This window comes from Thermincola sp. GK-1 (genome assembly GCF_059412445.1).
The window spans coordinates 60,750-83,250 of sequence record NZ_JBSQAT010000005.1; the positions used below are offsets into that span (position 1 = coordinate 60,750).

The following is a 22,501-nucleotide window of genomic DNA, read 5'->3' on the forward strand; positions in this document are numbered from 1 at the left end:
CACAAGGTAAAATTTGCTGTCAATCAAGATTTCAATTTAATCTACTATGGAATTCTTCTCCCATAGGCTTGGAGTTATCCGCAGCCCTTACCTGTTTATAATGGTTGTCCGTCTGAGGCGCAAAGGGCTGGGATTGGCTCAGCGGAGGTCCAAAGGCCTTAATATAAATTTCTTTTAATTCTTCTATCAGGGGCATCCTGGGATTGGTAACAGTCGTCTGGTCCTCAAAAGCTTTTTCCGCCAGCATCGGCAGTTTGCGGATAAATTCGTCGGGATCGACACCGCATTCACCTATAGTTGACGGCATATTGAGTTCCTTCATCAATCGCCGGATAGCCTGAATCAGACTGGCTACGCCCTCTTCCACACTGCTTGCCGGCAGTCCCAGATACCTGGCAATCCTCTGATATTTTTCGGGCGCAACATAGTACTCATACTTGGGCCAGGAAACAAATTTGGTGGGTCGCTGAGCATTGTATTCGATAACATAAGGCAGCAGGATAGCATTGGCCCGGCCATGGGGAATATGAAACTCTCCGCCCAGTTTATGGGCCAGACTGTGGTTTATCCCTAAAAAAGCATTGGTAAAAGCCATGCCGGCAATAGTAGAAGCATTATGCATTTTTTCCCGCGCCACCCGGTCGGAGCCGTTCTTATAAGCTCTTGGCAGGTACTGGAAGACCAGTTCGATAGCCTTTAAAGCCAAACCGTCGGTATAATCGGAAGCCATGACCGAAACGTAAGCTTCGATAGCATGGGTCAGAACATCCATACCCGTATCTGCCGTAACAGCAGGCGGTACCGTCATGACAAAGTCAAAGTCCACGATGGCCACATCAGGAGTTAATTCGTAATCAGCCAGAGGATACTTAACAGCCCGTCCTTTATCGGTAATAACCGCAAAAGCCGTTACTTCCGAACCCGTACCGCTGGTAGTGGGAATGGCCACCATTTTTGCTCTGCGGCCCAGTTTCGGGTACTTATAAGTACGTTTGCGAATATCAAGAAACTTGAGTTTGAGAAACTCAAATTCGACATCAGGGTATTCGTAAAACAACCACATACCTTTGGCCGCATCCAGGGCCGAACCGCCGCCCAGGGCAATTATCGTATCAGGCTGAAAGCGCCGCATTACTTCACAGCCCTTCATCACCGTTTCCACAGAAGGATCGGGTTCAACGTCGGAAAAAATTTCAATGGCCACATGGTTTTCCCTTTTATTTAAATGATATGTCACTTTTTCTACATAACCATGTTCCACCATAGCCGGATCGCAGACTATAATCGCCCTGTTTACATTGGGCATTTTCGCCAGGTATTGTACTGACCCGGACTCAAAGTATATCCGCTCCGGAACCCTGAACCACTGCATTTTTACTCTCCTCCTGGCCACCCTTTTGATATTCACCAGGTTTACGGCGCTGACATTTGAAGTAGTGGAATTGTGGCCCATGGAACCACAACCCAAGGTCAGAGACGGCATATTGGTATTGTATAACTCCCCAATGGCGCCATGGGTAGCGGGAGCATTAACTATCACCCGGCCTACACGGACCCTTTTGGCAAATTCGTTAATGACAGCCTGGTTTTCCGAATGTATAACCGCCGAATGCCCCAAACCGCCAAATTCCACCATTTCTTCGGCCCGGGTAATCCCTTCCCGGAAATCACTGACCGTATAATAGGCCAAAATAGGGCTCAGCTTTTCCCGTGACAGGGGATATTCCGGTCCGATACCTTCCAGAACAGCTATCAGTATCTTGGTATCCCCGGGTACCGAAATACCTGCCATTTGGGCTATCTTAAAGGCTGACTGCCCAACTATATCAGGGTTTAACGAGCAACTGTGCTGGCAGGTGGCAAAATCCTCCAGCCTTTTAACTTCCTCCGGCGCCAGGAAGTAACAACCGTTGTCTGCCAACAGCCGCATAACCTGGTTACTGACAGCGCTGTCTACAAACAGGCCTTGCTCCGATGCGCAAATCATGCCGTTGTCAAAGGTCTTACTCATAATGATATCCGTGACTGCTCTCTTTAAATTTGCGCTTTGCTCTATATAACACGGCACATTACCCGGCCCCACGCCCAGGGCAGGTTTGCCGGCGCTGTACGCCGCTTTGACCATGGAGGCTCCTCCTGTGGCCAGGATCAGAGAAACTCCGGGATGGTGCATCAACATATTGGCCGCTTCTATGGAAGGGTGTTCTATCCAGCTTATACAGTTAGCCGGCGCCCCGGCCTGTACAGCAGCATCCCGCATAATTTTGGCTGCCGTAGCACAGGTTTTCTGGGATCCCGGGTGAAAGCTGAAAATAATGGGATTGCGTGTTTTCATGGCAATCAGTGACTTAAACATCGTAGTGGAAGACGGGTTTGTTACCGGTGTTATGCCCGCTATCACACCTACAGGTTCTGCCACTTCCATGTAATCTTCCTCTTCGTTTACATGTATTATGCCGACAGTTTTATGGTATTTAATGCTATGGTACACAGACTCCGTGGCAAATATATTTTTGGTAATCTTGTCCTCATAAACGCCACGGCCCGTTTCTTCAACAGCCAACCTGGCCAGTTCCATATGGTGGTCCAATCCCGCCAGAGCCATTGCTTTAACAATTTTATCAACCTGCTCCTGGTTAAACCTGTAGAATTCCATTTGCGCCTCCTGGGCATTTCTGACCAGGGCATCAATCTCCTGAGAAACCAGGCGCCTGTCAATAGAAACATCTTTCTGTTCCATACCTTTTCCCCCGTTAAACATACTCAAGTTTACCTGCGCAACTTCTTTCTATATAATAAAAGTTCCCCCAAAAGGAGGAACTTTATGCCCACATTGCAATTTAGCTTTGGAGGCAATTTCTCTTTTTCAGCTACCTGTACTCAAATAACGTTTTATACCTCGCGACCATATAAAATATGCCGTGGTGAAAAATATTAGGCCAACCAAAGGCGTCAGCAAGGCATAGGCATAATATTCCCTGCGGCGCATCAAAATGGTGGAAGGGTAGAATCCTACAAAAGCAAAGGGCAGTACCCAGGTAAGTATAAACCGCAGTATTCCTTTATAGACATTAACAGGATACCGCCCATAGTTCGACAGGTTGTAAACCATCGGCATCAGTCCCATCCGCCCTTCAAACCAAAAACCCAGGCTGGCCAGGGTGACATAAATGCCAGCGTAAATTAAGGTGGCCCCCAAAACCATAACCAAAAACAGCGGGATATCCCACCAATACCACTGTAATTTCAGGGAAGCCGCCGCGTAACCCATGATGACCAGGCCCGGTATAATACCGGCAATTAATTCCAAATTCATGGTCTCCATGATTACTTGAAATAATGAATTTAAAGGCCTGACCAGAATCCTGTCCAACTGTCCTTCCATTACATACTTCTCAGGGACATCAAACAGATGGTTAAAAAACCCGCTGTAAAAGCCAAAGGGTACCATAAAAAACCCGTAGATAAAGAGCATTTCTTCCCTGGACCATCCCCTGATCTGGTCCACGTGCCGGAAAACTACCAGGATAAAAACCAGGTTCATGGACTGCAGCAAGAAATCTGATAAAATATAAAAGAGAAAATCAGTTCTGTAAGCCATTTTTGTTTTTAAATATTGGGCGGAATAACCCAAAAATATCTGACAGTACCACAGGAATCTCCTAAACACTTCTACCCTCCGTGCACCACTACATGACCAATGGCAATTCTCCATACTATACGGTTTAATATATAGAGGACCACAACCCAAAAAGCTTGCAGAACCAATATTTTTAAAGCCGCCAAGCCCTGCAGCCGTTCTAAAAATATCAGATTGGGCAGGTAGCTGATAGTCTGAAAGGGTAAGTAAGCCAAAGCCTTCTGCGCCCAGTCCGGATAAAAGCTGATAGGCAAAATCAAGCCCGATAAAAGATCTGTTACCACTCTTTTGGCCCGCAACACGCCACTGGTCGAGTGGGTAAAAAAAGCGGAATATCCAAACAAGAGCGCTATTTGCGCGTTGATAAGATAACTCCCGAACATAGCGGCAGCAAAAATGCCCCAGGTTGTCGAGGACTGCGGCAATGAAAAAGGCCGCAGCAGGTAAATAAAAAGACCGCTGGGCAGGGAAAAAAAGAGGAGCCGGAAAAGAGCTTCTCCCAAACTACGGGCCAGTTTCACCGCATCATAACGGTAAGGCCTGATCAGTTCTATTGCCACGCTTCCGTCGAGGATTTCTTTCGTAATCTTCTGGTCCAGGTTGTTAAAGTAAAAAGACCGGACTACCCAGGCGATAATTACATAGGTTAACATTTGTTCCTTCTGCAGCCCGGCCAGGCTCTTCCGGTTGATGTAGATGGCTTCCCATAAAAAGTAATAAGCCCCTATCTGGATAGCATAATTGAAAATCCCGGTCAGGTAAGTGGACCGGTAAGCCAGCATACGGATAAACTCAAGCCTGATTAATTCCAGGTAGAGCAGGAATTTGTTGGTGTTCACCAGGGTCCCCCCCTTCCGGCCGGTAACCCTGGTAGATTAATTTTACTATGTCCTCCAGTTCCTTCTGCCCCCACCTTTTCAAAAGCGACTCCAGGGTTCCGTCATAAATCATCCGGCCGTGGTCAATGATGGCGACCCGCGGGCACAGAGCTTCGATATCCCCCAGATCATGGGTGGTCAAAAGGATGGTGGTATTCTCTTCCTTATTTATTCTCTTTAGAAAATCCCTTATCTTTTCTTTGGCTAGCACGTCCAGCCCAATTGTCGGTTCATCCAAAAACAGGAGCGGCGGATTGTGCAGTAGTGCAGCCGCCAGTTCGCATCTCATCCGCTGCCCCAGGCTTAACTTACGGACCGGCAGGTTTAAAAGGGGCCCTAGGTCGAGAATTTCGGTAAAATCTGCCAGGCGCCTGCGAAATACCTTTTCAGGTACTTCATAAATCCTCCGCAGCAATTTAAAGGATTCTATGACAGCAATATCCCACCACAACTGACTGCGCTGGCCAAAGACCACCCCTATTCCCCGGGTGCATTTTTCGCGTTCTTTAAATGGCGAATAGCCGTTAACCATAACTTTGCCGGAGGTAGGCGTCAGAATACCCGTCAGCATTTTAATAGTCGTAGACTTACCGGCGCCATTGGCGCCAATATATCCTACCATCTCCCCCTCTTCCACGGTAAAATCTAGCTCATGCACTGCCTTAACGGTGTGATAGCGCCTGGAAAAGAGATCATAAACAGCCCCCAGCAACCCTTCTCTTCTGTTAAACACTTTAAATTCCTTGGTCAGTTTTTCTGTCTCAATTATCGGCATATAGTAGTATTATTACCCCTGGCCCTTAATTCCTCCCGGCCATTGAACTTTTCCCTGACTTTTTAATAGTTTTAACAAACTGCTGCCGTCTATTTTCCACGGGGCCGCACCCTTACTTCTGCAAAGTAGCAGGTAACCTTCTCTTTCCAATTTCCCCGGCTCCTTTTCCAACCCCACTTCCAGTTTAACCAGGAAAACACTTTGTCCAGGAGATTCCTGCGTAGCTTTGCACCCACTCACCGTAAGCCATTCTATCCTGTGCAGAATCTCATTCAGGTCCCTTTTTTCTTTTTTGTCCTTTATGGCCATTAGCTGTTCCGCCAGATTGACTTCGCCCTGGTCCACCGCAGTAAAGAAAACCTCCATAATGCGCCTGGGGACAGCCCTTCTGGTCATTTCACCAAACTTACCGGCAGCTTTCCAGACCATGACCTGGTGTTCCAGGTTGACCCGTCCTGAATGGGTTTTCGAATTATAAAAATGGATACAGAAATGGCCGGGAAAATTATTCCCGGAAATGGCCCCCGCCCCATGGGGCATCCCGTTCATGGATGCGGCCAGTTTACGGCCTTTGATCTTTACCAGGATTGCGCGCCTCTTCCAGCTCCATTTTCCTCCGTATATCTGTTTCATAATAGCAGTATCTTCGGCCGTAAGCGGCTGAACGTCGGCATGAGCCCGTCCTGCCCTTCTCTGCACCCAAAAAGCCAAGCGTGAATCAAAGTCCTGTACCTGTGCCCTGGCCAACCGGGGGAATATTTTGTCCGCTTCCGACCAGGCAATCATTTCTCCGTATAAGCTGCGGTCCCTTAATTTCTGCTCCAGTGCTGTTAAAAGTTCTTGTAACTTTTTGCCGGGCTGCACTATTTGGCCTGTTGAGTCATAAATTAAATTGTCCTTATCAATCAGATATCTATCCATTCCCTTTTTCTTCCGAACGGACAAAGTTAATCGCGGCGCTTGGCAAACGCCTCGGCCGATAAATTGAGCACGGGTTAATTCCCGAATAAGCATCTTTTGTTCACTTTGGCTTAAAACAATTTGTCCCGGTACCTGATTGCCGGAAAGTTCAATTTTTATTATAGGGTTGTACAGGTATAAAAATATGATAAGACAAAAGAGCAGTCCCAGACAACAGCCAAAAACAGCCCAATTCCTTTTGTTTATTATTAGCATAGCCTTTCTCCCGGCATCATTTTTTAAAAAAATATTGGGAAAAGGACAAAATTATGTGTAGTTTTTGTGTCACCAACTTTTAACCACAAACATATGATATTGTAGCATAAAAAGCTACTGGGGAAAGCGGGGTGTCGTTGAAAAAGAGCCAAGACTTTGTAATGAAGTTTTGGCCAATAAATATTGTCTCGTTGCAAAATGGCCAAAATCTAAATTTAGGAGGGGATTGTTAAATGGCCGAAATTAACGGCAAGCTCGAAAAAGGTGAAAACATGGAACAAAATTACTACCGGGAGATTATAACCAAGGCTGTATGTGGTTCAGGAAAGCAAAATTTCAGGTATGTTGAATACCTTCCCGTCCCCGCCGGCAGAGTTCCTTCCAGTGTTCTGGGATCTTCAATAACCAGGTACAGGCTGACTGAACCCTTAAAGACAGAAATTTCTCCCTCAGGTAAGAAAACCGTCCGGGTAAGCGGCACCTTTGACATTAACGTTTGGTATTCCTACAACAACGACCAGGCTACCGATGTAGCCAAAGAAACTGTTAAATTTACCGAAATAATCCCTATAGACGATATCAGCGAAGGGATAATCGGGCCCATGGACGCCAGGGCAATTCTTACTAAAGCCCCGCAGTGTATAAGGACCCTGGTTTCCGGTCAGAACCAGATAAAAGTGGAAATTGAAATGGGACTTTACGCAGAAATAATCGGTGAAACCAAAGTTTATGTTCAAGTATACCCCATCCCCGGAAATAGCGCTGCCAGGATTTATTAAGGCTAATCCGGAAGGAGGAATGCAAATGACCAACGAACCCCTGATGCGGGAAATCATAACCAAAGCTGTCTGCGGTAAAGGGCAGATTCAGCAACAAAATGTGGTTAACATAAGAGTTCCAGAACCAGGTGAGGTTCAAATTCTCGGCCATTACGTAACCAATGCCAGGCTGAAAAGCGCTGTCCCGCTGGAATCTGTCAGCGCCAGGAAAATGGTTAAAGTAGAAGGACAATACGACCTTCACGTATGGTATGCAGCAGGCCAGGACACCCATTCTGTCAAGAAGACTATTGATTATATAGAAACTATTCCGATTACCACTTTTGCTGAGGAAGACTTTAACGATGCCCAGGCCAGGGGAGAGATAACTTCCCGGCCAAAGTGCAAAAAAGCCTACCTGACGGAAGACGGCCAATCAAAAATTATTCGACTGGAAATTGAACAGGGTTTAGCAGTAGAGGTAATCGGTACTACCAAGTTATTTGTCAAAACCATCGATTTTCTGCCCCAGGATCCTTATCTGGCTGGCGGTATAGAACTGGTTGCACCGCAAATAAATACATTTATTCAGGAATTATATCCTGATGATATCTGTGACCTCGAAGACATAAATGAAGATGATTACATAAAATAAACCAGGAAAGCGTCTGCTCTAAAACCGGACGCTTTTTTGTTTCATTATCAATGCTATGCTATCAATTCTATGCCCTCTCACATACTATAAAGTGTGGTAAGAACCGTAATTTTTCCTTTTACAGAGAGGGGCTCAGTATTTACATGATACCGGAAAACTTCGCGATCAGGGTGGATGCAAGCCTGGCGCCTGAAACCTGTTCTGTCCCCGGTCATCTTCTGCTTGCATTACAGGTTAAGCCGGACCAACCGGTAACCATATTTGCCGGTAACAGACAGGCCAGGGCCAACCTAAAAGAATCAAATTTTCTTCCCCAGACCATATCAATTTCTCCGGCTACCGCCGCACAACTTTATATACCACCGGAACTAAAGCTGGACCTGATGGTCCTGCCGGGCAGGGGTACCCTGCGGCTGGGACCCTTTATCGCTATCTATGGTTACAAAAACCTGGCCGGCCGAAGAATTTTCAGCGAACAGACTTCCTATTTCAGAAAGTTATGTCAGGTTTCCAGGAAAATGTACGCCTTAACTTATGTTGTTGCTCCCGAAGACCTCAATATCAACGCCGGTTTTACATACGGACATGTACTGGAAAAATCCGCCACCGGACTGCGGTGGACAAAAAAGGCCCTTCCCCTGCCCGATGTATTTTACGACAGAGGCCTCTTCCCAAAAGGACCACATAAAATGACTAGCATAAAGGTCCGGCGGTATCTGCGGGCTGCCTGGGGCGACAAGTTTTTTAACCCTAAATTTTTCGATAAGTGGCGGACTCATCTCTGGTTAAGCGAACATGCCGTTTTACGGAGATATCTGCCTACCACGGTACATATTCAGGCAGCCGAAGCGGCCAAAAACTTTATTGCGCGTCACAGTTCTGTTTATCTTAAACCTTCCGGCGGCAGTTCAGGCAGAGGTATATTGCGGGTCAGGCGTGACAGAAATTCATACACCTGTGAGTACCCGAAAAAGAAAGTGATTTACCGCTCAGTTTACGGCAACCTGGACCAAATGTGGCAGGATCTCCTGGATAAACAGATGCTCAATAAAAAGTTTATTGTTCAGCAGGACCTCAACCTGGCCCAATACCAGGCAAGACCTTTCGACGTAAGGGTCCTGATGCAAAAAGGCCTGGACGGAAAGTGGAGATTAACAGGGATGGCGGCCCGGTTGGGAGGTTCCAATGCGATTACTACCAATCTACATGCCGGCGGAACGGCTCAGCCTTTAGAACAAATACTGTCTGCCCTCTTTGGAGCGGAAAAAGCATATCAAATGCAAAGCGAAATTGAACATCTCAGTTTTCTTACCTGCAGTTGGGTTGAGCAGGTAAGCGGTCTTCAATTCGGTGAAATTGCGGTAGACGTCGGTATAGACAACACAGGTAAAATCTGGTTAATTGAACTTAATGCGGTTCCCGGCCGTACAGTGTTTACCAAAATTGGGCCAACCCATTTAACCAAACAGGCTGTCTCCAGACCAATCGAGTACGCCCTGTACCTGGCAGGTTTCGGAAAAATGCAAAATAATGAACAGGAGCTGATTTAAAACATGTTGTTTTTAGAGATTAAAACCATCTCCACAGAAACTGCAGATAAAGCCTATCTCACTGAAGAAGGGTTCAAAGCCCTTGACTGCACGGAGAGCGAACTTTTTACCATAAAGGCCGGCTGCAACGAAGTTAAAGTAAATCTGTACAGGTTGAACCAATCAACCAACTCAAGAGTTGACCCCGGGTTTCAGCTTTATTTACCCAAAATTACCTGCAAACACCTTAATCTGCCGGAATCTCTTGCTTTAACGGCTCTGGTTGACAGGCCGAAAAAAACAATAAAAATCGGCCCTCTCCTGGGTTACCTGATTACCAGAAATAAAAGGCTCAGGATCCCTCCCTTCACGACGCAAAGACCCATGCTGCAACTGTTTTCGAAAATTGCCCGGGAATACGGAGTCATATCTTTTGCCTTTGCGCCTCAGGACATTGACTGGCCCAATCAGAAAATAAACGGGTATATTGCCACACCATTGCCTGACGGAAATGTATTGTGGCGAAAAGACACCTTTCCATTTCCAGATGTAGTTTACAACCGGATTCTGAACCGCAGCTCCGAACGCAAAGATTTGATTACCGAGACGGTTAAAAACCTGCAAAAAGTCCCCGGTCTACACCACTTTAACCCAAGGTTCCTGAATAAATGGGAAACACACACAATTTTAAGCCGCAACCCCGGTATGGTCGAATATTTACCGCAAACAGCGCTGCTCAGGAATTTTAACGACATAACCGAATTCCTGAACAAATACGGCAGAGTATATATCAAACCTATCAACGGCAGCCTGGGCGCCAACATAATTAAACTGGAAAAAGTACCTGCCGGCTTTCAATTTCAATACCGCAGAAAACGAAAAAATCAAAGCGGTATCTGGCCCGACAGACTGGCCCTGCAAACTGAACTCACAAAACTTCTTGGCCGCAGGTTATACGTGGTGCAGCAGGGCCTGGACCTGCTAACCTACCAGGGAAGAGTATTTGACGTTAGGGTGTTGCTTCAGAAAAACGGGTCCGGCCGGTGGACAACAGCAGCTACAGTGGCCAGAGTTGCTTCAGAAAACAGCATTTTCCCGAATATTGCTGCCGGAGGGACAGCTATACCAATCGAAAAATTATGGGAGTCCTTTACTTTCGGGGACTGGAAAACCAGTGAAACCCGGCAAAAACTGTTGGACTTGGGCAGCAACGTACACAAAACCCTGGAGGAAGAACTGGGAGACTTTGCCGAGTTAGGCCTTGATGTCGGTATTAGCAAAACAGGTCATGTTTGGCTAATCGAGGTAAATTCTAAACCGTCCCGTAAAGTCTTTCCCAAAAATCAGCCGCACCTTAAAGTACAATCCATAATAAACATCATTGATTACGCCAGATACTTGTCCGGTTTTTCAAATCCACAAAACAACACAGGTGACTACTATGAATCCAATCTTTATACAGATTGAATGGTCGGAACCGGCCGCGGGCTGTGACTATGCTCTTTATTTTCCGGCCAGACTTTTTAAAAAACTGGGTCTGGAAGCAAACGCTGCCTATATACTGCAAACCGGCTCCTTCCATACCCAGATCCTGGTAAAAATTAACGAACATACTCATCCCCTGCACAATAAAATCAGTTGTTCAAAAACCCTTGCCAGCCGTATTAACATTCCGGCCGGCTCTGTACTGACCCTGCGTTTGCTCGGCAGGATAATAAGAATTGGACCGCTGATCGGTCTGTTAACAGTAAAATTCGACAATCCTGAGAACCCCTTCGGAAGACAGGCCAAATTCTTGCGGGCCCTGTGCGACAGAGCATCCAAGGCAGGCGCTCTGGTTTACGTTTTTACACCGGAAGATATCTTGCCGGACAATATATTTGTCAGTGGTTATATTCCCGAATTACCACAAACGGACGCCGACGAAGAATGTATCGTGCAGGGAGATTCAGAGAACAGTTATGATGCTTCCAAAAACCGGGAACCTCCAATGCGCTGGATGCAGTTGACCCTGCCCTGGCCTGATATTGTTTATAACCGGATTCCTTCACGTTACTGGGAAAAACAGGATGCTTGTCAAAATGCTCTAGCTTATATCCAGAATATCATGCAAATTCCCGTTTTTAACCCCGGATTTCTGGACAAATGCGAGGTGCATGAAAAACTAGTAGTCCATGCCATTGCCCACCGCTACTTACCTGAGGGAACAGTTTTTGCCGGGCCGGAAACCCTGGCCCTGTTCGCTGACAGGCACCGGCAGATTTATTTGAAACCATCTTCCGGAAGCCTGGGTAGGCGAATTATCAAGATTTCCAAGGAAGGAGAACAGTTTAAGTACAAATACCGAACAAAAGACGGCGTTATTATCGAAGGTGAACAGAGGGGAGCGGCAGAACTGGTCAAAATTCTCCGTCCCGTTATGGAAAACCGTGTATACCTGATGCAGCAGGCTGTTCCTTTAGCTTTATATGAAGGCCGGGAATTTGATATACGGCTGCTCATGCAGAAAGACCGTTTCGGTCGCTGGCGCAGAACGAAAGCCTATGTGCGCATTGTACAGCCTGGCGGACTCACTGCCAACCTAAACGGAGGAGCGGTGGCAAAATCTATAGTTGAAGTAATCAGGCAGGTATTTAATGAAGATTTCCTCCAACCGGCTGGTATTGGTGAAAACATTCGCCGGGCAGCGGAAGAGGTTGCTTTGGCTGTTGAAGAATGTTTTCCGGGCATATGGGCTGAACTGGGCCTTGACTTCGGCATCGACGTGCATGGAAAACTATGGTTGATTGAAGTTAACTCCAAGCCTTTCAGGGCTCTGACCACCTCCGTAGGATTGACCCAGAGAATAGAACGTTCTTTCCTGCGTCCCCTTGAATTTGCCAGGTTCTTTACCGGCTTTTACCCACATAGTATATAATAATTGACCAAACGGATAAGGAGGTAAAAAGTTTGCTCAAAAAAGGCCCCAGTCTTGCGATTTTAAGCAGTTTAAGACCAACATCAGACCTCCCTTTTGGTGGGCAAACAGAACCTTTTTTGGAAATCATAAATATAGCCCGGAAAAGAGGCTGGAATGCTTTTGTTATTACACCTGAAGATATAGAATGGGATAATCGTTTGCTATTGGGCTACGTTCCTAAAGAGTCAGGCCTGGCCTGGAAACAAGTTCCGTTTCCTATGCCAACGGTAATTTATAACCGGCTGCCTAACCGTTCCATTGAACAAAAAAATGAGTACCGCGAAATACTGAGCAAAATAAAGCAGGCTTATGGAAAACGGTTTTTTAATCCCTTTTTCCTGAATAAATGGTCAATTTACCGGATACTGGCTTCGTACCGTTTCACCAAAAACCTGCTGCCTGAAACCCATAAGTGGTCTATAGAAAACTTCCGGGCTATGCTGCAAAAATATCCTACCCTTTATATCAAGCCTGTTGACAACAGTCTGGGAATAGGTATTTTTCGGATAACTCATGAAAAGGAACAGAACCAGATAATACTCTGGGATGCCAATAAGAACCAAACCGCCTTTACCCATGATAATTTAAACGGGGCCTGGTCAGACCTACCCTTCCACAACAGCCCTTACCTGATTCAAAAGGGGATATCCTTGGCTCAGGTGGACGGCCGGCCCTTCGATTTCCGGGTTTTATACCAAAAAGACAAAAACGGCCAATGGAAAAAAACAGGCTTTGCCGCCCGTATAGCGGGCGAAGGAAGTATCACTACGCACGTTATGTACGGCGGTTGTCGTGCTCCCGGCTACCACCTGCTCAAGCAGGTTTTCGGCAAAAAAAATGCCCAACTGCTGCTTAATAAGCTGTCCCGCATTGGCCAAATCGTGCCCGCTCTGATAGAAAGGGCTTTAAAAGAGCAGTTTGGCGAAATGGAATTTGATATCGGCATTGATAAAAAGGGGAAAATATGGGTTTTTGAAGTTAATTCCAAACCATTCAAATTTGATGAACCCTTAATCAGGGCTAAATCCCTGGTCCGTCTGATGCATTATGTCAACTATCTGGTAAAAACCTGACCATATGCTGCCTTAAGGAGGGTAAGCCTTGCAAAAGCCCGTTTTACTGCACTGCGAAGATAATTCAGGCAGCAGTTGGAAAAAATATTTTGCCGGTTTTAACTGTCAAACAGCCCCACCGCATGAGATAACAGGCCCCCTTGTCCGGTGGGGAAATATACAAGGTACAGACAACCGGGACCTTACCTTAAACAGAAAAGAGTCTCTGGTTAATGCCCTGAATCGGGAAAAGGCTTTGCAGTTTCTCAGGCTGAACAGGATTCGGCAACCTAAAATCACTGTGCCCACTCCTTCTTCACCTTATCCCTTAGTAGCCAGGCATTTGCATCCAAGAGAAAGTAACCGAGACCGAATAATTTACAGCTATGCCGAAGTGGCCAGGATAAAAGCCGACTTTTTTGTCCAATACATCCCTACCCTGCGGGACTACAAAGCCTGGGTATTTGATGCCAAGGTCTTTTACCTGGAAAAAAAGGTACCGGTTGTAAGTAATACATCCCTTTGGCTGTCTACACCCTCCGAACAATACGAACCTGTTCCCGTCAATTTGGACTCTGATACCGAAAAAGCCTGTCTTCTGGCAGTAAAGGCAACCCACCTGTTAGGGCTTGACTTTGCCAAGGTAAGATTATGTGTTGATATGAAAAACCGTCCGGTAGTTCTTGATGTCAACCCTGTTCCTAATCCACATCCGGAAGCATCGCCCAAACTGGTGCAACTGATAAAAAAGCGCTTACTGGCTAGGCAGCACCGACCGGCATCCGGAGAGATATGGCTGGGGGCTGACCCCGAGTTTATTCTAAGAAACAAAGATAACGGTAACCTTATTTACCCTTCGCATTTTATTCAAAAAGACGGGTTATTTGGTTATGATGAACGAAGCGAACGTCGGGAAGGTAGACTTTATCCGCTGGCTGAAATTCGTCCGACACCCGATACCTGTCCCCTGAGGCTGACCGAAAAAATCCGGCACAGCCTGCAGTACGGCGTAACCCGCATCCCCTATAAAAACGTAGAATGGTTGGCCGGTAGCATACATTATAACAGATACCAAATCGGCGGCCACATTCATTTTTCAGGTGTCGAATTATCATCGGCTCTGCTGCGGGCTTTGGATAATTACCTGGCCATACCTGTGAGCTTAATTGAAGATCGTGAAGCCGCGGTTAAACGCAGAAAACAATACGGCGGTCTTGGCAATATAAGAAATAAACCACACGGCGGTTTTGAATACCGTACCTTGGGCAGTTGGCTGGTTTCACCGGAAATCACAAGAGCTACACTGTGTCTGGCCCTACTGGTGGCCTACGAACACCACAGCCTAAAGCGTGACTTCTTCCAGTCTTATGAAATGCAAAGGGCCTTCTACAAAGGCCAGAGTGAAAAGTTCTACGAACTGTTTCCCCTGCTGTGGGAAGATATTAAGCAAACCCATACCTATTGGAAATATGAAAAAGAGCTGCAAATTATACCAGACATGATCTCCAGGCGGGAAACCTGGGATGAACAGCAGGACATACGGATGAAATGGAGGCTGGAAATCCCCGGAATGTCGTGGTTCAAAAACTGATATTTTGAGTTCAGTTTTAAAAAAAAGAAAAAGCCTTTAAGTAAACCGTACGGGAACTTAAAGGCTTTTCAGCCGGTCCGGGTTAAATCCATATCTGGTTAAAATCCAGCGGGGGACAACCAAGCGTACTGTTTTTAACGGATCTACAACCTGCGATATTTGTAAGTCTCCAACAGCGCTTAAGAGCATACCGGCATCATTAAAAGATAACCCCAGCTTCACCAGGCAGTCAACGGCATACTCGGTCACTTTTGTCACAGCCTCATCCAGTGTTGCCGCTGAGCTTAGGAACGCTGTAATTTCGTCATTCATAACAACGGGTTCTTTAACAGAAAAGTTTTTCAGCACCTCTACCCTTACCGTAACTTCCGCTGCCGTCTCAATACCGGTAACCCATACTTCTCCGTCTCCCATACGCGCGTGGACATCACCCAAAGCCAACAAGGCGCCTGGTACAGCCACCGGTAAAATAAGGTCGTTGCCGGCACAAATAAGGTTGGTATCCAGATTTCCGCCGTGGGCCCCGGGTATACCACAAGGCATTTCACCGGACGCCGGCGCCACGCCGATAACACCCACCATCGGTTTTACCGGCAGCGCAATATCATTAAAATAAGCGGTACTGCCCTTAATGGGAAGAATTTTGATTTCCGGCTCTTTTACCCTGTTACCCAGCACACCGCAATCAGGAATGGCAGCCATAATCCCCCGGTCAGCCAGGTCTATTTTCAAAATACTCACCCGGATGCTGTCACCAGGCCGGGCATCTTTTATATAAACCGGGCCGGTGGCGGGGTTAATCTGTTCCCAGTCGATATTATCAACCGATTGTTCGGCCTCAACTATCTGGTTGGCAAAACAATCCAAGGTTTCAAATACGATCACGTCCCCCGACCGGGCAACGGCAACCGCCTCCAAATCAGGGTTAAACCCGTAAATTACTTTATCTGCTCTGATTTTCATCAATCTAACCCCATTTACTGAAATGCAACTTCATTTATTGGGTCTTTTTGCGCATAAATTCTACCACTTCCAGGTCAATAAAACCCTGTGGCTGAATGCGCTCATCGAAGTTTTCCATGAGGTGGAATTCATGCAGCGCTTCCCAGAAGGTCGGCGTTGGTTCTGCGGCGCCCGTTTCTATTTTATAATAACCCCAATCAGCTAAAAGCTGCTGCAATTCCCTGAAAAGGTCTCCTTCCACGCGCAGGACATTTTCCGGCCTGGTTTTATAGAAATAAAGTTTATATAATCCGTGCAGTCTGATTAATTCCCGGACCGGCTCCGGGTGGTCATCTACGCGGAGATCTATGTACCGGTCATTAAAGCCCCCATAACCTCCCTTTTCTTTAAGCACAACCAGCGCCGCCGACTGCTTGCCACGCTTGTCGCCACCCGCATTGGTTCCGGCCTCGAGAGCCTTTAGTAGACGTTCAGCCAAATCGCCTTCCGTTTTGATAAAGGTTTCGGCCATGGCCTCAACAGTTTCCGGGCCAACTAGAATATTCCCCTGGCAGGAGAAATTCGGTCCTGTCTTATGGCCGGCCCAGGGGAAGCAGTCTTTGCCTGTATAAGCGGCGCTGTCCCCATTGGCGCTTAAAATACCAACCTGGCGTAACTCGCGGTGCTCATCCTTCGCCAGTAAAATCTCCAGAATTTCCTGGGGAGATTTGCCTTCCTTCAATAATTTCATAGCATCCGGACCAAAACTGGTATTAGCCCAGGATTGGGTGGCCACAATACCTGTCCCTGCCTTCCCATAAGGCACTATCGCACCAACAGCCATAAATTTCGACTGCACCGCAACACCAATTTCGCCCGTCTTTGGATCTAAACCACATATGGAATAAGTTGCAACAAGTTTAGCCATAATTTCCTCCTCTTAATCTCTAAGTTTGGGGTCCAGTGCATCTCGCAACCCATCGCCGAGCAAGTTTAAAGATAAAACAACCAGAAAAATCATTAAACCAGGCAACAGTGAAAGATGAGGCGCCACCCTGATATATTTCCTGCCAAGGCTCAGCATCAGCCCCCATTCAGATGTAGGCGGCTGTGCGCCTAATCCTAAAAAGCTCATCCCTGACGCTGCCACAATCATCCAGCCTACATCCAGGGTTGCCGCAACAACCAGAGGGCCTAAACTATTGGGAAGAATGTGTTTGAACATTATTCTGAAATCGCTGGCTCCCAACGCCCGCAAAGCTTCAATGAATTCTTTTTCCTTCAGGGACAACACCGTCCCGCGGATTATCCTGGCGTAATAGGGTATACCAACAATGGCAATGGCCAGCATGGCGTTAACAAGTCCGGGGCCCAGGGCCGCAATGATGGCAATGGCCAGCAGTACATAAGGAAAAGCCAGCAAAATGTCCATAAACCGCATGGCCAATGTGTCAAAAAAACCTTTGTAATATCCGGCCAGCAGACCTATCAGGACGCCCCAAAACATGGCAAAGGCAACGGCAAAAAAGCCAACCGCTACAGAAATTCGGCCCCCCCATAACAATCTGGACAATATATCCCGGCCCAACTCATCGGTGCCAAGAATGTGACCCGGTGTACCAATAGGCTTCAAACGGTTAAAGGTATCGATGGCATTAGGGTCATAGGGAGCAATCAGCGGGGCAAGCAAACTGAGTACCAGTATTGTAACTAAAACCAGGGCGCCTACAATGGCCGCTTTATCTTTAAGAAGCCGTTTTAAAACTTCATTCTGCACCCCTATCCCCCCTATTTGTAACTAATCCGTGGATCCACAAAAGCATATAAGATATCAACAATCAGGTTGACCAGCACATAACTGGAGGCCACCAAAAGAATAATTCCCTGCACCAACGGAAAATCCCGGGCCAGTATACCGTTCACCATTAACGTGCCTATGCCCGGCCAGCCAAAAACGATTTCCACCAGCACGGCTCCGGCAAGTACGTATCCTACCTGCAGGCCGGTAACAGTAAGCACAGGAATTAAAGCGTTTTTCAGCGCATGCTTGTAAATAACTATCTTTTTCGGCAATCCCTTGGCTTTAGCCGTACGAATGTAATCATGCCGTATAACTTCCAGGATGGACGAACGGGTCATCCGGGCGATTACTGCTGAAGAACCGGCTGCCAAAGCCAGGCTGGGCAGGATAAGGTACCTCAGCATATCCAAAAATCCGCTGCCACCGGGGCTGTGCATTCCCGATACGGGAAGAACTCCCAGTTTCAGGCCGAAAATAATCTGCAAAATGATACCCAACCAGAACACAGGCAGGCAGAAGCCAACAAGGGCAATCAGCATAAGCAACCGATCCCAGAAGGTGTACTGCTTAATGGCTGAAACAATTCCTGCTATTAAGCCGAAAATTACAGCAAACAGCATACTTCCCAAAGCCAAAATGGCCGTTGCGCCAAACCTGTCCAGTATAAGGGGTAGGACTTCCCTTTTTAATTGTATCGAACGGCCCCAGTCACCGACAAACACCTTCCCAATCCAACGCAGGTACTGAACATACCAGGGGAGGTCTAGCCCCAGCTGAGACCTGAGCTCAGCCAGGGCTTCCGTTGTGGCTTTGGGACCGAGAATGATTTCCGCCGGATCACCGGGAGCTAAGTGCATGATAATAAAAACCAGAAAACTTACGCCAATGAGAACCGGTATTAGGCTTAATATCCGTCGGAAAATATATCTCCCCATAATGATCCTCCACTACTTTATTGTAACTCCTCTAAACCGGAAAACTCCCGTTGGATGCAACTTGAATCCTTCAATGTTTTTCTTCATAGCCACAATCTGAGTCTCGTGATCGACTAAAACAACAGGAGCGTCGGCAGTAATAATTTTCTGGGCCTCCTCATACATAGCTGCCCGTTTGTTCTGATCCTGCTCAGACCTGGCTTTGTCCAGCAGTTCATCCAGCTTGGGGTTCTTATAGTAGCTGTCGTTAAATCCGTCGGTTGGATACTGCTTACTGCTGTACAAAATGTAAAGGAAGTTGTCAGGGTCTCCGTTATCGCCGACCCAGGACATCTGGTGCATCAGCATGTCGTTTTTATCTGGCGGCGAGAAAACTTTGTCCAGGTAAGTACCCCATTCCATGGTTTGAATCTTGACTTTAATACCTACTTTAGCCAAATCGGCCTGAATAGCAGTGGCCATGGTAGTAGGCTGCTGCATACCGGAACCGGACTCGGGCACCCAGTAGGTTACTTCAAAACCGTTTGGATAGCCGGCTTCTTTTAAAAGCTGCTTGGCTTTTTCGGGATTATATTCATATTTGGTTACGTCGTCGGTATGGCTCCAGATTACCGGCGGCAGCGGAGAATTGGCCAGCACACCGGTATCCTTAAGAATATCTTTTACGATGGCTTCGCGGTTAATGGCATAGTTTACAGCCTGACGTACGCGTACATCGTTAAAGGGTTTTTTCAGAGTATTCATGGCTGTCCACCAAGTGTGCATACCCGGTTGTTTGATAACTTTGAAATCAGGGTTAGCTTCTAAGCGGCTCAAATCATCAGGTGAAACACCTACGATAAAATCAACATTGCCGGATTCTAATTCAGTAACCCTGGTGGTATCATCAACAATAGGCTTGAACACCAGGCGGTCAATTTTGGCCTTTTCACCCCAGTAATTAGGGTTTTTCTCCAGAATTATCTCTACACCCGGCTCCCATTTTACAAATTTATATGGGCCGGTTCCAACAGGGTTTTTACTAAAATCTTTGCCGTATTTTTTGACGGCTTCGGGGCTAACAATGGTGGCCGAATGCATAGCCAGGTTGGCCAGGAACGGAGCGAAAGGCTCCTTTAAAACAAAGGTTACTGTATAGGGGTCAACCACTTTGACCTCTTTCACCTTACCAAAAGTGAAATCGGCATAAGCAAATTCACCGGTGTTATGGTAGGGGTGGTTCTTATCGATCTGCCTGTCAACGGTAAACTTAACGGCATCGGCGTTAAACGGTGTGCCGTCATGGAACTTGACATCTTTGCGCAAGTAAAAGGTATATGTAAGACCGTCTTTCGATATATCCCACTTTTCAGCAAGACAGGGCTCAATTTCTGTACTCTCATCTTTAAAACGTACCAGCCCCTCAAACATTTCCATCCCTGCACGGGTGGAATTGAAATCGGACATCTGGTTGGTGTCCAACGTAGTAGGCTCTGCCTGCAGACCGACTACTATCTGCGAAGGGCCCTGAGAATCACCCTGGGCCTGGCCGTCTCCCTTACCGCCACAGCCGATCAAGCCCAGTGCAAGAAACAGCACTAGTAAAGTTAATCCAAACCTCTTCCACATCTTCCTGCTTCTCCTCCTTATAATCTTTAATTTTATTTATATAAATGACAACGCACCCACCGGTCTTCGCTTATGTTCTTTACCGGCGGTGACGTTTGTCGGCAAGCCTCGGTGGCGTACCGGCACCTGGTATGAAAACGGCAACCTGGGGGCGGGTCAATGGGACTAGGAATTTCGCCCTGGATCAGGTTAAAATCAAGTTGCACCCGTGGATCCGGTTCCGGAGCCGCTCCAATGAGCATTTTGGTATAAGGATGCAGAGGTGAAGAGAATAAGTCATCGACGGCGGCATATTCTACAACTTCCCCCAGATACATAACAGCCACATAATCACTGATATGCCTAACCACGTTTAACCCGTGGGCAATAAACATATAGGTAATATTTTCTTTCTGTCTTAACTCTTCCAACAGGTTAATAATCTGCGACTGAATGGAAACGTCCAAAGCTGATACCGGTTCGTCGCATACAACAAACTCAGGTTTCAATGCCAAAGCCCGCGCTATGGCAATCCGCTGCCGTTGCCCGCCCGAAAACTCATGCGGGTACCGGTTGGCCGCTTCCTCCCCAAGGCCAACTTTATTTAAAAGTTCGCCGACAACCTTTTCCTTGTTTAACCCCGAAGTCCTGTTATGGATGACCAAAGGCTCCCACAAAATACTGCCTATTTTTTGCCGGGGATTTAAGGAAGAAAAAGGGTCCTGAAAAACAATCTGCATTTTCTCTCTCAATAGGTTCAATTCTTTTCGTGACAAGGAATACACATTTTTGTCGCCATAGAAACATTCGCCGGAAGTTGGCTCTATCAGGCGTAGGATCAGTCGCCCCAGGGTGGATTTACCGGAACCTGATTCACCAACAACTCCCAGGGTCCTTCCCCTATAGATATTTAACGATACATCAGTCACGGCTTTTACGGTTTTCCCTTTATGTCCTTTAACCGGAAACAACTTATTGAGTTTTTCTGTTCTGATTAAGACCTCGTTCATGTTACGCCTCCCAACAAGCTGCCCAATGGCCTTCCCCATATTCTTTATATGGCGGAATCTCCTTAAAGCAGCGCTCACTTGCTTTGGGGCACCTGGGTGCAAATCCGCAACCCTGTTGAATTTCCCAGGGGTTTGGAACAAATCCGGGGATAACCGTTAATGGTCCTTTTTGTGCGGCTATGCGCGGAATTGAATTGAGCAGACCTTGGGTGTATGGATGTATAGGCTTCTTAAACAGCTCATCAGTAAGAGCATTTTCCAAAATTTTACCCAGGTACATAACCATAGTACGCTGGGCTGCCTGAGCCACCACACCCAAATCGTGCGTTATCAGCAGAATAGTGGTCCCGTACTCTTTTTTCAGGTCCAGCAAAAGCTTGAGTATCTGGGCCTGAATAGTCACATCCAAAGCCGTGGTAGGCTCGTCCGCTATAAGAATCCGCGGCGAACAGGCCAGAGCCATGGCTATCATGGCCCGCTGCCGCATACCGCCGCTTAATTGATGCGGGTAGCTTGCCGCTCTTTTAGCCGGTTCAGGTATTCCCACATGTGCCAAAAGTTTTTCAGCTTCCGCCAAAGCACTTTTTTTGTCATAATTCCTGTGGTACCGCAACACTTCCGCAATCTGTTCTCCCACAGTGAATACAGGGTTCAGGGCAGTCATGGGCTCCTGGAATATCATGCTGATTTTATCGCCACGGATTTTCTCCATTTCTGTTTCCGACAACTTGTTCAAATCCCTGCCGTCGAACAGTATTTCACCTGATTCAATTTCAAGCGGCGGTTTAGGCAGTAGTCCCATTATCGAAAGGGCTGTCAAACTTTTACCCGAACCCGACTCACCGACTAATGCCACAGTTTCCCCCTCATAAAGAGAAAAATCCACCCCTTTTACCAAGGGATAGCTCCGCCTCTCTCGTTTTAAATTTATTTTAAGATTATGTACCCTCAGGACTTCCTTTTTCCCTGTCATATCTTCACCTCAAAGATATTCATAATAATCGCTCTAATCCGTTGTCAAGAAAACCAGACAAAAAATGCCAATAATACCGTATAAAAAAACAAAGTTACCGCTTAGGAGCCGCGGCAAACTTCTATGAATTTTATTTTAAACTATTTAACTTTTTTTCGCAATATAATAATTTTTTCTACCATAACAGTCGGGTAATCCGAAAAAATGGGCGAGCTTCAACATGAGAAAAAAGCAAACCTG

The 22,501-nt window shown here is 46.8% G+C and carries 19 protein-coding genes; 7 read left to right on the top strand and 12 right to left on the bottom strand.

The window, feature by feature from the left end:
* Nucleotides 1-31 precede the first annotated feature (31 nt).
* From adhE to ACSNJE_RS06410, 5 genes are all read right to left on the bottom strand, one after another.
* Nucleotides 32-2,740 (bottom strand): bifunctional acetaldehyde-CoA/alcohol dehydrogenase, encoded by a 2,709-nt coding sequence (adhE, locus tag ACSNJE_RS06390; protein WP_495252239.1) that lies wholly within the window; start codon nucleotides 2,738-2,740, stop codon nucleotides 32-34.
* Between the two features lie 126 nt (nucleotides 2,741-2,866).
* Nucleotides 2,867-3,670 carry an ABC transporter permease gene (locus ACSNJE_RS06395; protein ID WP_013119993.1) on the bottom strand — a complete coding sequence of 268 codons (804 nt, stop codon included), beginning with the start codon at nucleotides 3,668-3,670 and terminating at the stop codon, nucleotides 2,867-2,869.
* 2 nt (nucleotides 3,671-3,672) lie between these two features.
* Nucleotides 3,673-4,479, bottom strand: coding sequence for an ABC transporter permease (locus ACSNJE_RS06400; protein ID WP_495252240.1), 807 nt, complete (start codon nucleotides 4,477-4,479; stop codon nucleotides 3,673-3,675).
* On the bottom strand, nucleotides 4,433-5,293 hold the full coding sequence (locus tag ACSNJE_RS06405; protein ID WP_495252241.1) for an ABC transporter ATP-binding protein: 861 nt from the start codon (nucleotides 5,291-5,293) through the stop codon (nucleotides 4,433-4,435). Before ACSNJE_RS06405 ends, ACSNJE_RS06400 begins: the two co-directional genes overlap by 47 nt.
* A gap of 12 nt (nucleotides 5,294-5,305) precedes the next feature.
* Complete coding sequence (locus ACSNJE_RS06410) at nucleotides 5,306-6,469, bottom strand: hypothetical protein (protein WP_495252242.1); 1,164 nt, start codon at nucleotides 6,467-6,469, stop codon at nucleotides 5,306-5,308.
* Nucleotides 6,470-6,702: 233 nt separating this feature from the next.
* On the opposite strand from ACSNJE_RS06410, the gene cotE (ACSNJE_RS06415) reads away from it, so the two are divergent.
* From cotE (ACSNJE_RS06415) to ACSNJE_RS06445, 7 genes are all read left to right on the top strand, one after another.
* Nucleotides 6,703-7,248 carry an outer spore coat protein CotE gene (gene cotE / locus ACSNJE_RS06415; protein ID WP_013119989.1) on the top strand — a complete coding sequence of 182 codons (546 nt, stop codon included), beginning with the start codon at nucleotides 6,703-6,705 and terminating at the stop codon, nucleotides 7,246-7,248.
* A gap of 25 nt (nucleotides 7,249-7,273) precedes the next feature.
* A complete protein-coding gene (gene cotE, locus ACSNJE_RS06420) occupies nucleotides 7,274-7,882 on the top strand; it encodes an outer spore coat protein CotE (RefSeq protein WP_495252243.1) in 609 nt (202 codons plus the stop codon).
* 143 nt (nucleotides 7,883-8,025) lie between these two features.
* Nucleotides 8,026-9,432: a YheC/YheD family endospore coat-associated protein gene (locus tag ACSNJE_RS06425; RefSeq protein WP_495252244.1), complete on the top strand. Its 1,407-nt coding sequence runs from the start codon at nucleotides 8,026-8,028 to the stop codon at nucleotides 9,430-9,432.
* A 3-nt stretch (nucleotides 9,433-9,435) separates the two neighbouring features.
* Entirely contained in the window at nucleotides 9,436-10,878 is a 1,443-nt protein-coding gene (locus ACSNJE_RS06430) for a YheC/YheD family endospore coat-associated protein (RefSeq protein WP_495252245.1), read from the top strand.
* Complete coding sequence (locus ACSNJE_RS06435) at nucleotides 10,853-12,328, top strand: YheC/YheD family endospore coat-associated protein (RefSeq protein ID WP_495252246.1); 1,476 nt, start codon at nucleotides 10,853-10,855, stop codon at nucleotides 12,326-12,328. The genes ACSNJE_RS06430 and ACSNJE_RS06435 overlap by 26 nt, the downstream gene beginning before the upstream one ends.
* 32 nt (nucleotides 12,329-12,360) lie before the next feature.
* Nucleotides 12,361-13,443: a YheC/YheD family endospore coat-associated protein gene (locus ACSNJE_RS06440; protein WP_495252247.1), complete on the top strand. Its 1,083-nt coding sequence runs from the start codon at nucleotides 12,361-12,363 to the stop codon at nucleotides 13,441-13,443.
* A 28-nt stretch (nucleotides 13,444-13,471) separates the two neighbouring features.
* The gene (locus ACSNJE_RS06445; protein WP_495252248.1) at nucleotides 13,472-15,013 is read left to right on the top strand and encodes a putative amidoligase domain-containing protein; all 1,542 of its coding nucleotides are present in this window, start codon (nucleotides 13,472-13,474) and stop codon (nucleotides 15,011-15,013) included.
* Between the two features lie 57 nt (nucleotides 15,014-15,070).
* Here the strand turns inward: ACSNJE_RS06445 and ACSNJE_RS06450 are convergent, their stop codons facing one another.
* The 7 genes from ACSNJE_RS06450 to ACSNJE_RS06480 are packed head-to-tail and all read right to left on the bottom strand — an operon-like array spanning nucleotide 15,071 to nucleotide 22,261.
* Nucleotides 15,071-15,976 (bottom strand): acetamidase/formamidase family protein, encoded by a 906-nt coding sequence (locus tag ACSNJE_RS06450; RefSeq protein WP_495252249.1) that lies wholly within the window; start codon nucleotides 15,974-15,976, stop codon nucleotides 15,071-15,073.
* A 34-nt stretch (nucleotides 15,977-16,010) separates the two neighbouring features.
* Nucleotides 16,011-16,883: a DUF1028 domain-containing protein gene (locus ACSNJE_RS06455; RefSeq protein WP_495252250.1), complete on the bottom strand. Its 873-nt coding sequence runs from the start codon at nucleotides 16,881-16,883 to the stop codon at nucleotides 16,011-16,013.
* Nucleotides 16,884-16,895: 12 nt separating this feature from the next.
* Nucleotides 16,896-17,732, bottom strand: a complete 837-nt coding sequence (locus ACSNJE_RS06460; RefSeq protein WP_013119980.1) for an ABC transporter permease — start codon at nucleotides 17,730-17,732, stop codon at nucleotides 16,896-16,898.
* Nucleotides 17,733-17,743: 11 nt separating this feature from the next.
* Nucleotides 17,744-18,691 (bottom strand): ABC transporter permease, encoded by a 948-nt coding sequence (locus ACSNJE_RS06465; protein WP_013119979.1) that lies wholly within the window; start codon nucleotides 18,689-18,691, stop codon nucleotides 17,744-17,746.
* A 12-nt stretch (nucleotides 18,692-18,703) separates the two neighbouring features.
* Nucleotides 18,704-20,299 (bottom strand): ABC transporter substrate-binding protein, encoded by a 1,596-nt coding sequence (locus ACSNJE_RS06470; protein WP_495252251.1) that lies wholly within the window; start codon nucleotides 20,297-20,299, stop codon nucleotides 18,704-18,706.
* Nucleotides 20,300-20,331: 32 nt separating this feature from the next.
* Nucleotides 20,332-21,288, bottom strand: a complete 957-nt coding sequence (locus ACSNJE_RS06475) for an ABC transporter ATP-binding protein (RefSeq protein ID WP_013119977.1) — start codon at nucleotides 21,286-21,288, stop codon at nucleotides 20,332-20,334.
* A 1-nt stretch (nucleotide 21,289) separates the two neighbouring features.
* Nucleotides 21,290-22,261: an ABC transporter ATP-binding protein gene (locus ACSNJE_RS06480; protein WP_013119976.1), complete on the bottom strand. Its 972-nt coding sequence runs from the start codon at nucleotides 22,259-22,261 to the stop codon at nucleotides 21,290-21,292.
* Between the last annotated feature and the right edge of the window lie 240 nt (nucleotides 22,262-22,501).

Bases quoted from the DNA above. Each gene is read 5' to 3' on its own strand.
- adhE (WP_495252239.1), bottom strand. From the start codon at position 2,740: ATGGAACAGAAAGATGTTTCTATTGACAGGCGCCTGGTTTCTCAGGAG.
- ACSNJE_RS06405 (WP_495252241.1), bottom strand. From the start codon at position 5,293: ATGCCGATAATTGAGACAGAAAAACTGACCAAGGAATTTAAAGTGTTT.
- ACSNJE_RS06410 (WP_495252242.1), bottom strand. From the start codon at position 6,469: ATGCTAATAATAAACAAAAGGAATTGGGCTGTTTTTGGCTGTTGTCTG.
- cotE (WP_013119989.1), top strand. From the start codon at position 6,703: ATGGCCGAAATTAACGGCAAGCTCGAAAAAGGTGAAAACATGGAACAA.
- cotE (WP_495252243.1), top strand. From the start codon at position 7,274: ATGACCAACGAACCCCTGATGCGGGAAATCATAACCAAAGCTGTCTGC.
- ACSNJE_RS06425 (WP_495252244.1), top strand. From the start codon at position 8,026: ATGATACCGGAAAACTTCGCGATCAGGGTGGATGCAAGCCTGGCGCCT.
- ACSNJE_RS06430 (WP_495252245.1), top strand. From the start codon at position 9,436: ATGTTGTTTTTAGAGATTAAAACCATCTCCACAGAAACTGCAGATAAA.
- ACSNJE_RS06435 (WP_495252246.1), top strand. From the start codon at position 10,853: ATGAATCCAATCTTTATACAGATTGAATGGTCGGAACCGGCCGCGGGC.
- ACSNJE_RS06450 (WP_495252249.1), bottom strand. From the start codon at position 15,976: ATGAAAATCAGAGCAGATAAAGTAATTTACGGGTTTAACCCTGATTTG.
- ACSNJE_RS06455 (WP_495252250.1), bottom strand. From the start codon at position 16,883: ATGGCTAAACTTGTTGCAACTTATTCCATATGTGGTTTAGATCCAAAG.
- ACSNJE_RS06465 (WP_013119979.1), bottom strand. From the start codon at position 18,691: ATGGGGAGATATATTTTCCGACGGATATTAAGCCTAATACCGGTTCTC.
- ACSNJE_RS06470 (WP_495252251.1), bottom strand. From the start codon at position 20,299: ATGTGGAAGAGGTTTGGATTAACTTTACTAGTGCTGTTTCTTGCACTG.
- ACSNJE_RS06475 (WP_013119977.1), bottom strand. From the start codon at position 21,288: ATGAACGAGGTCTTAATCAGAACAGAAAAACTCAATAAGTTGTTTCCG.
- ACSNJE_RS06480 (WP_013119976.1), bottom strand. From the start codon at position 22,261: ATGACAGGGAAAAAGGAAGTCCTGAGGGTACATAATCTTAAAATAAAT.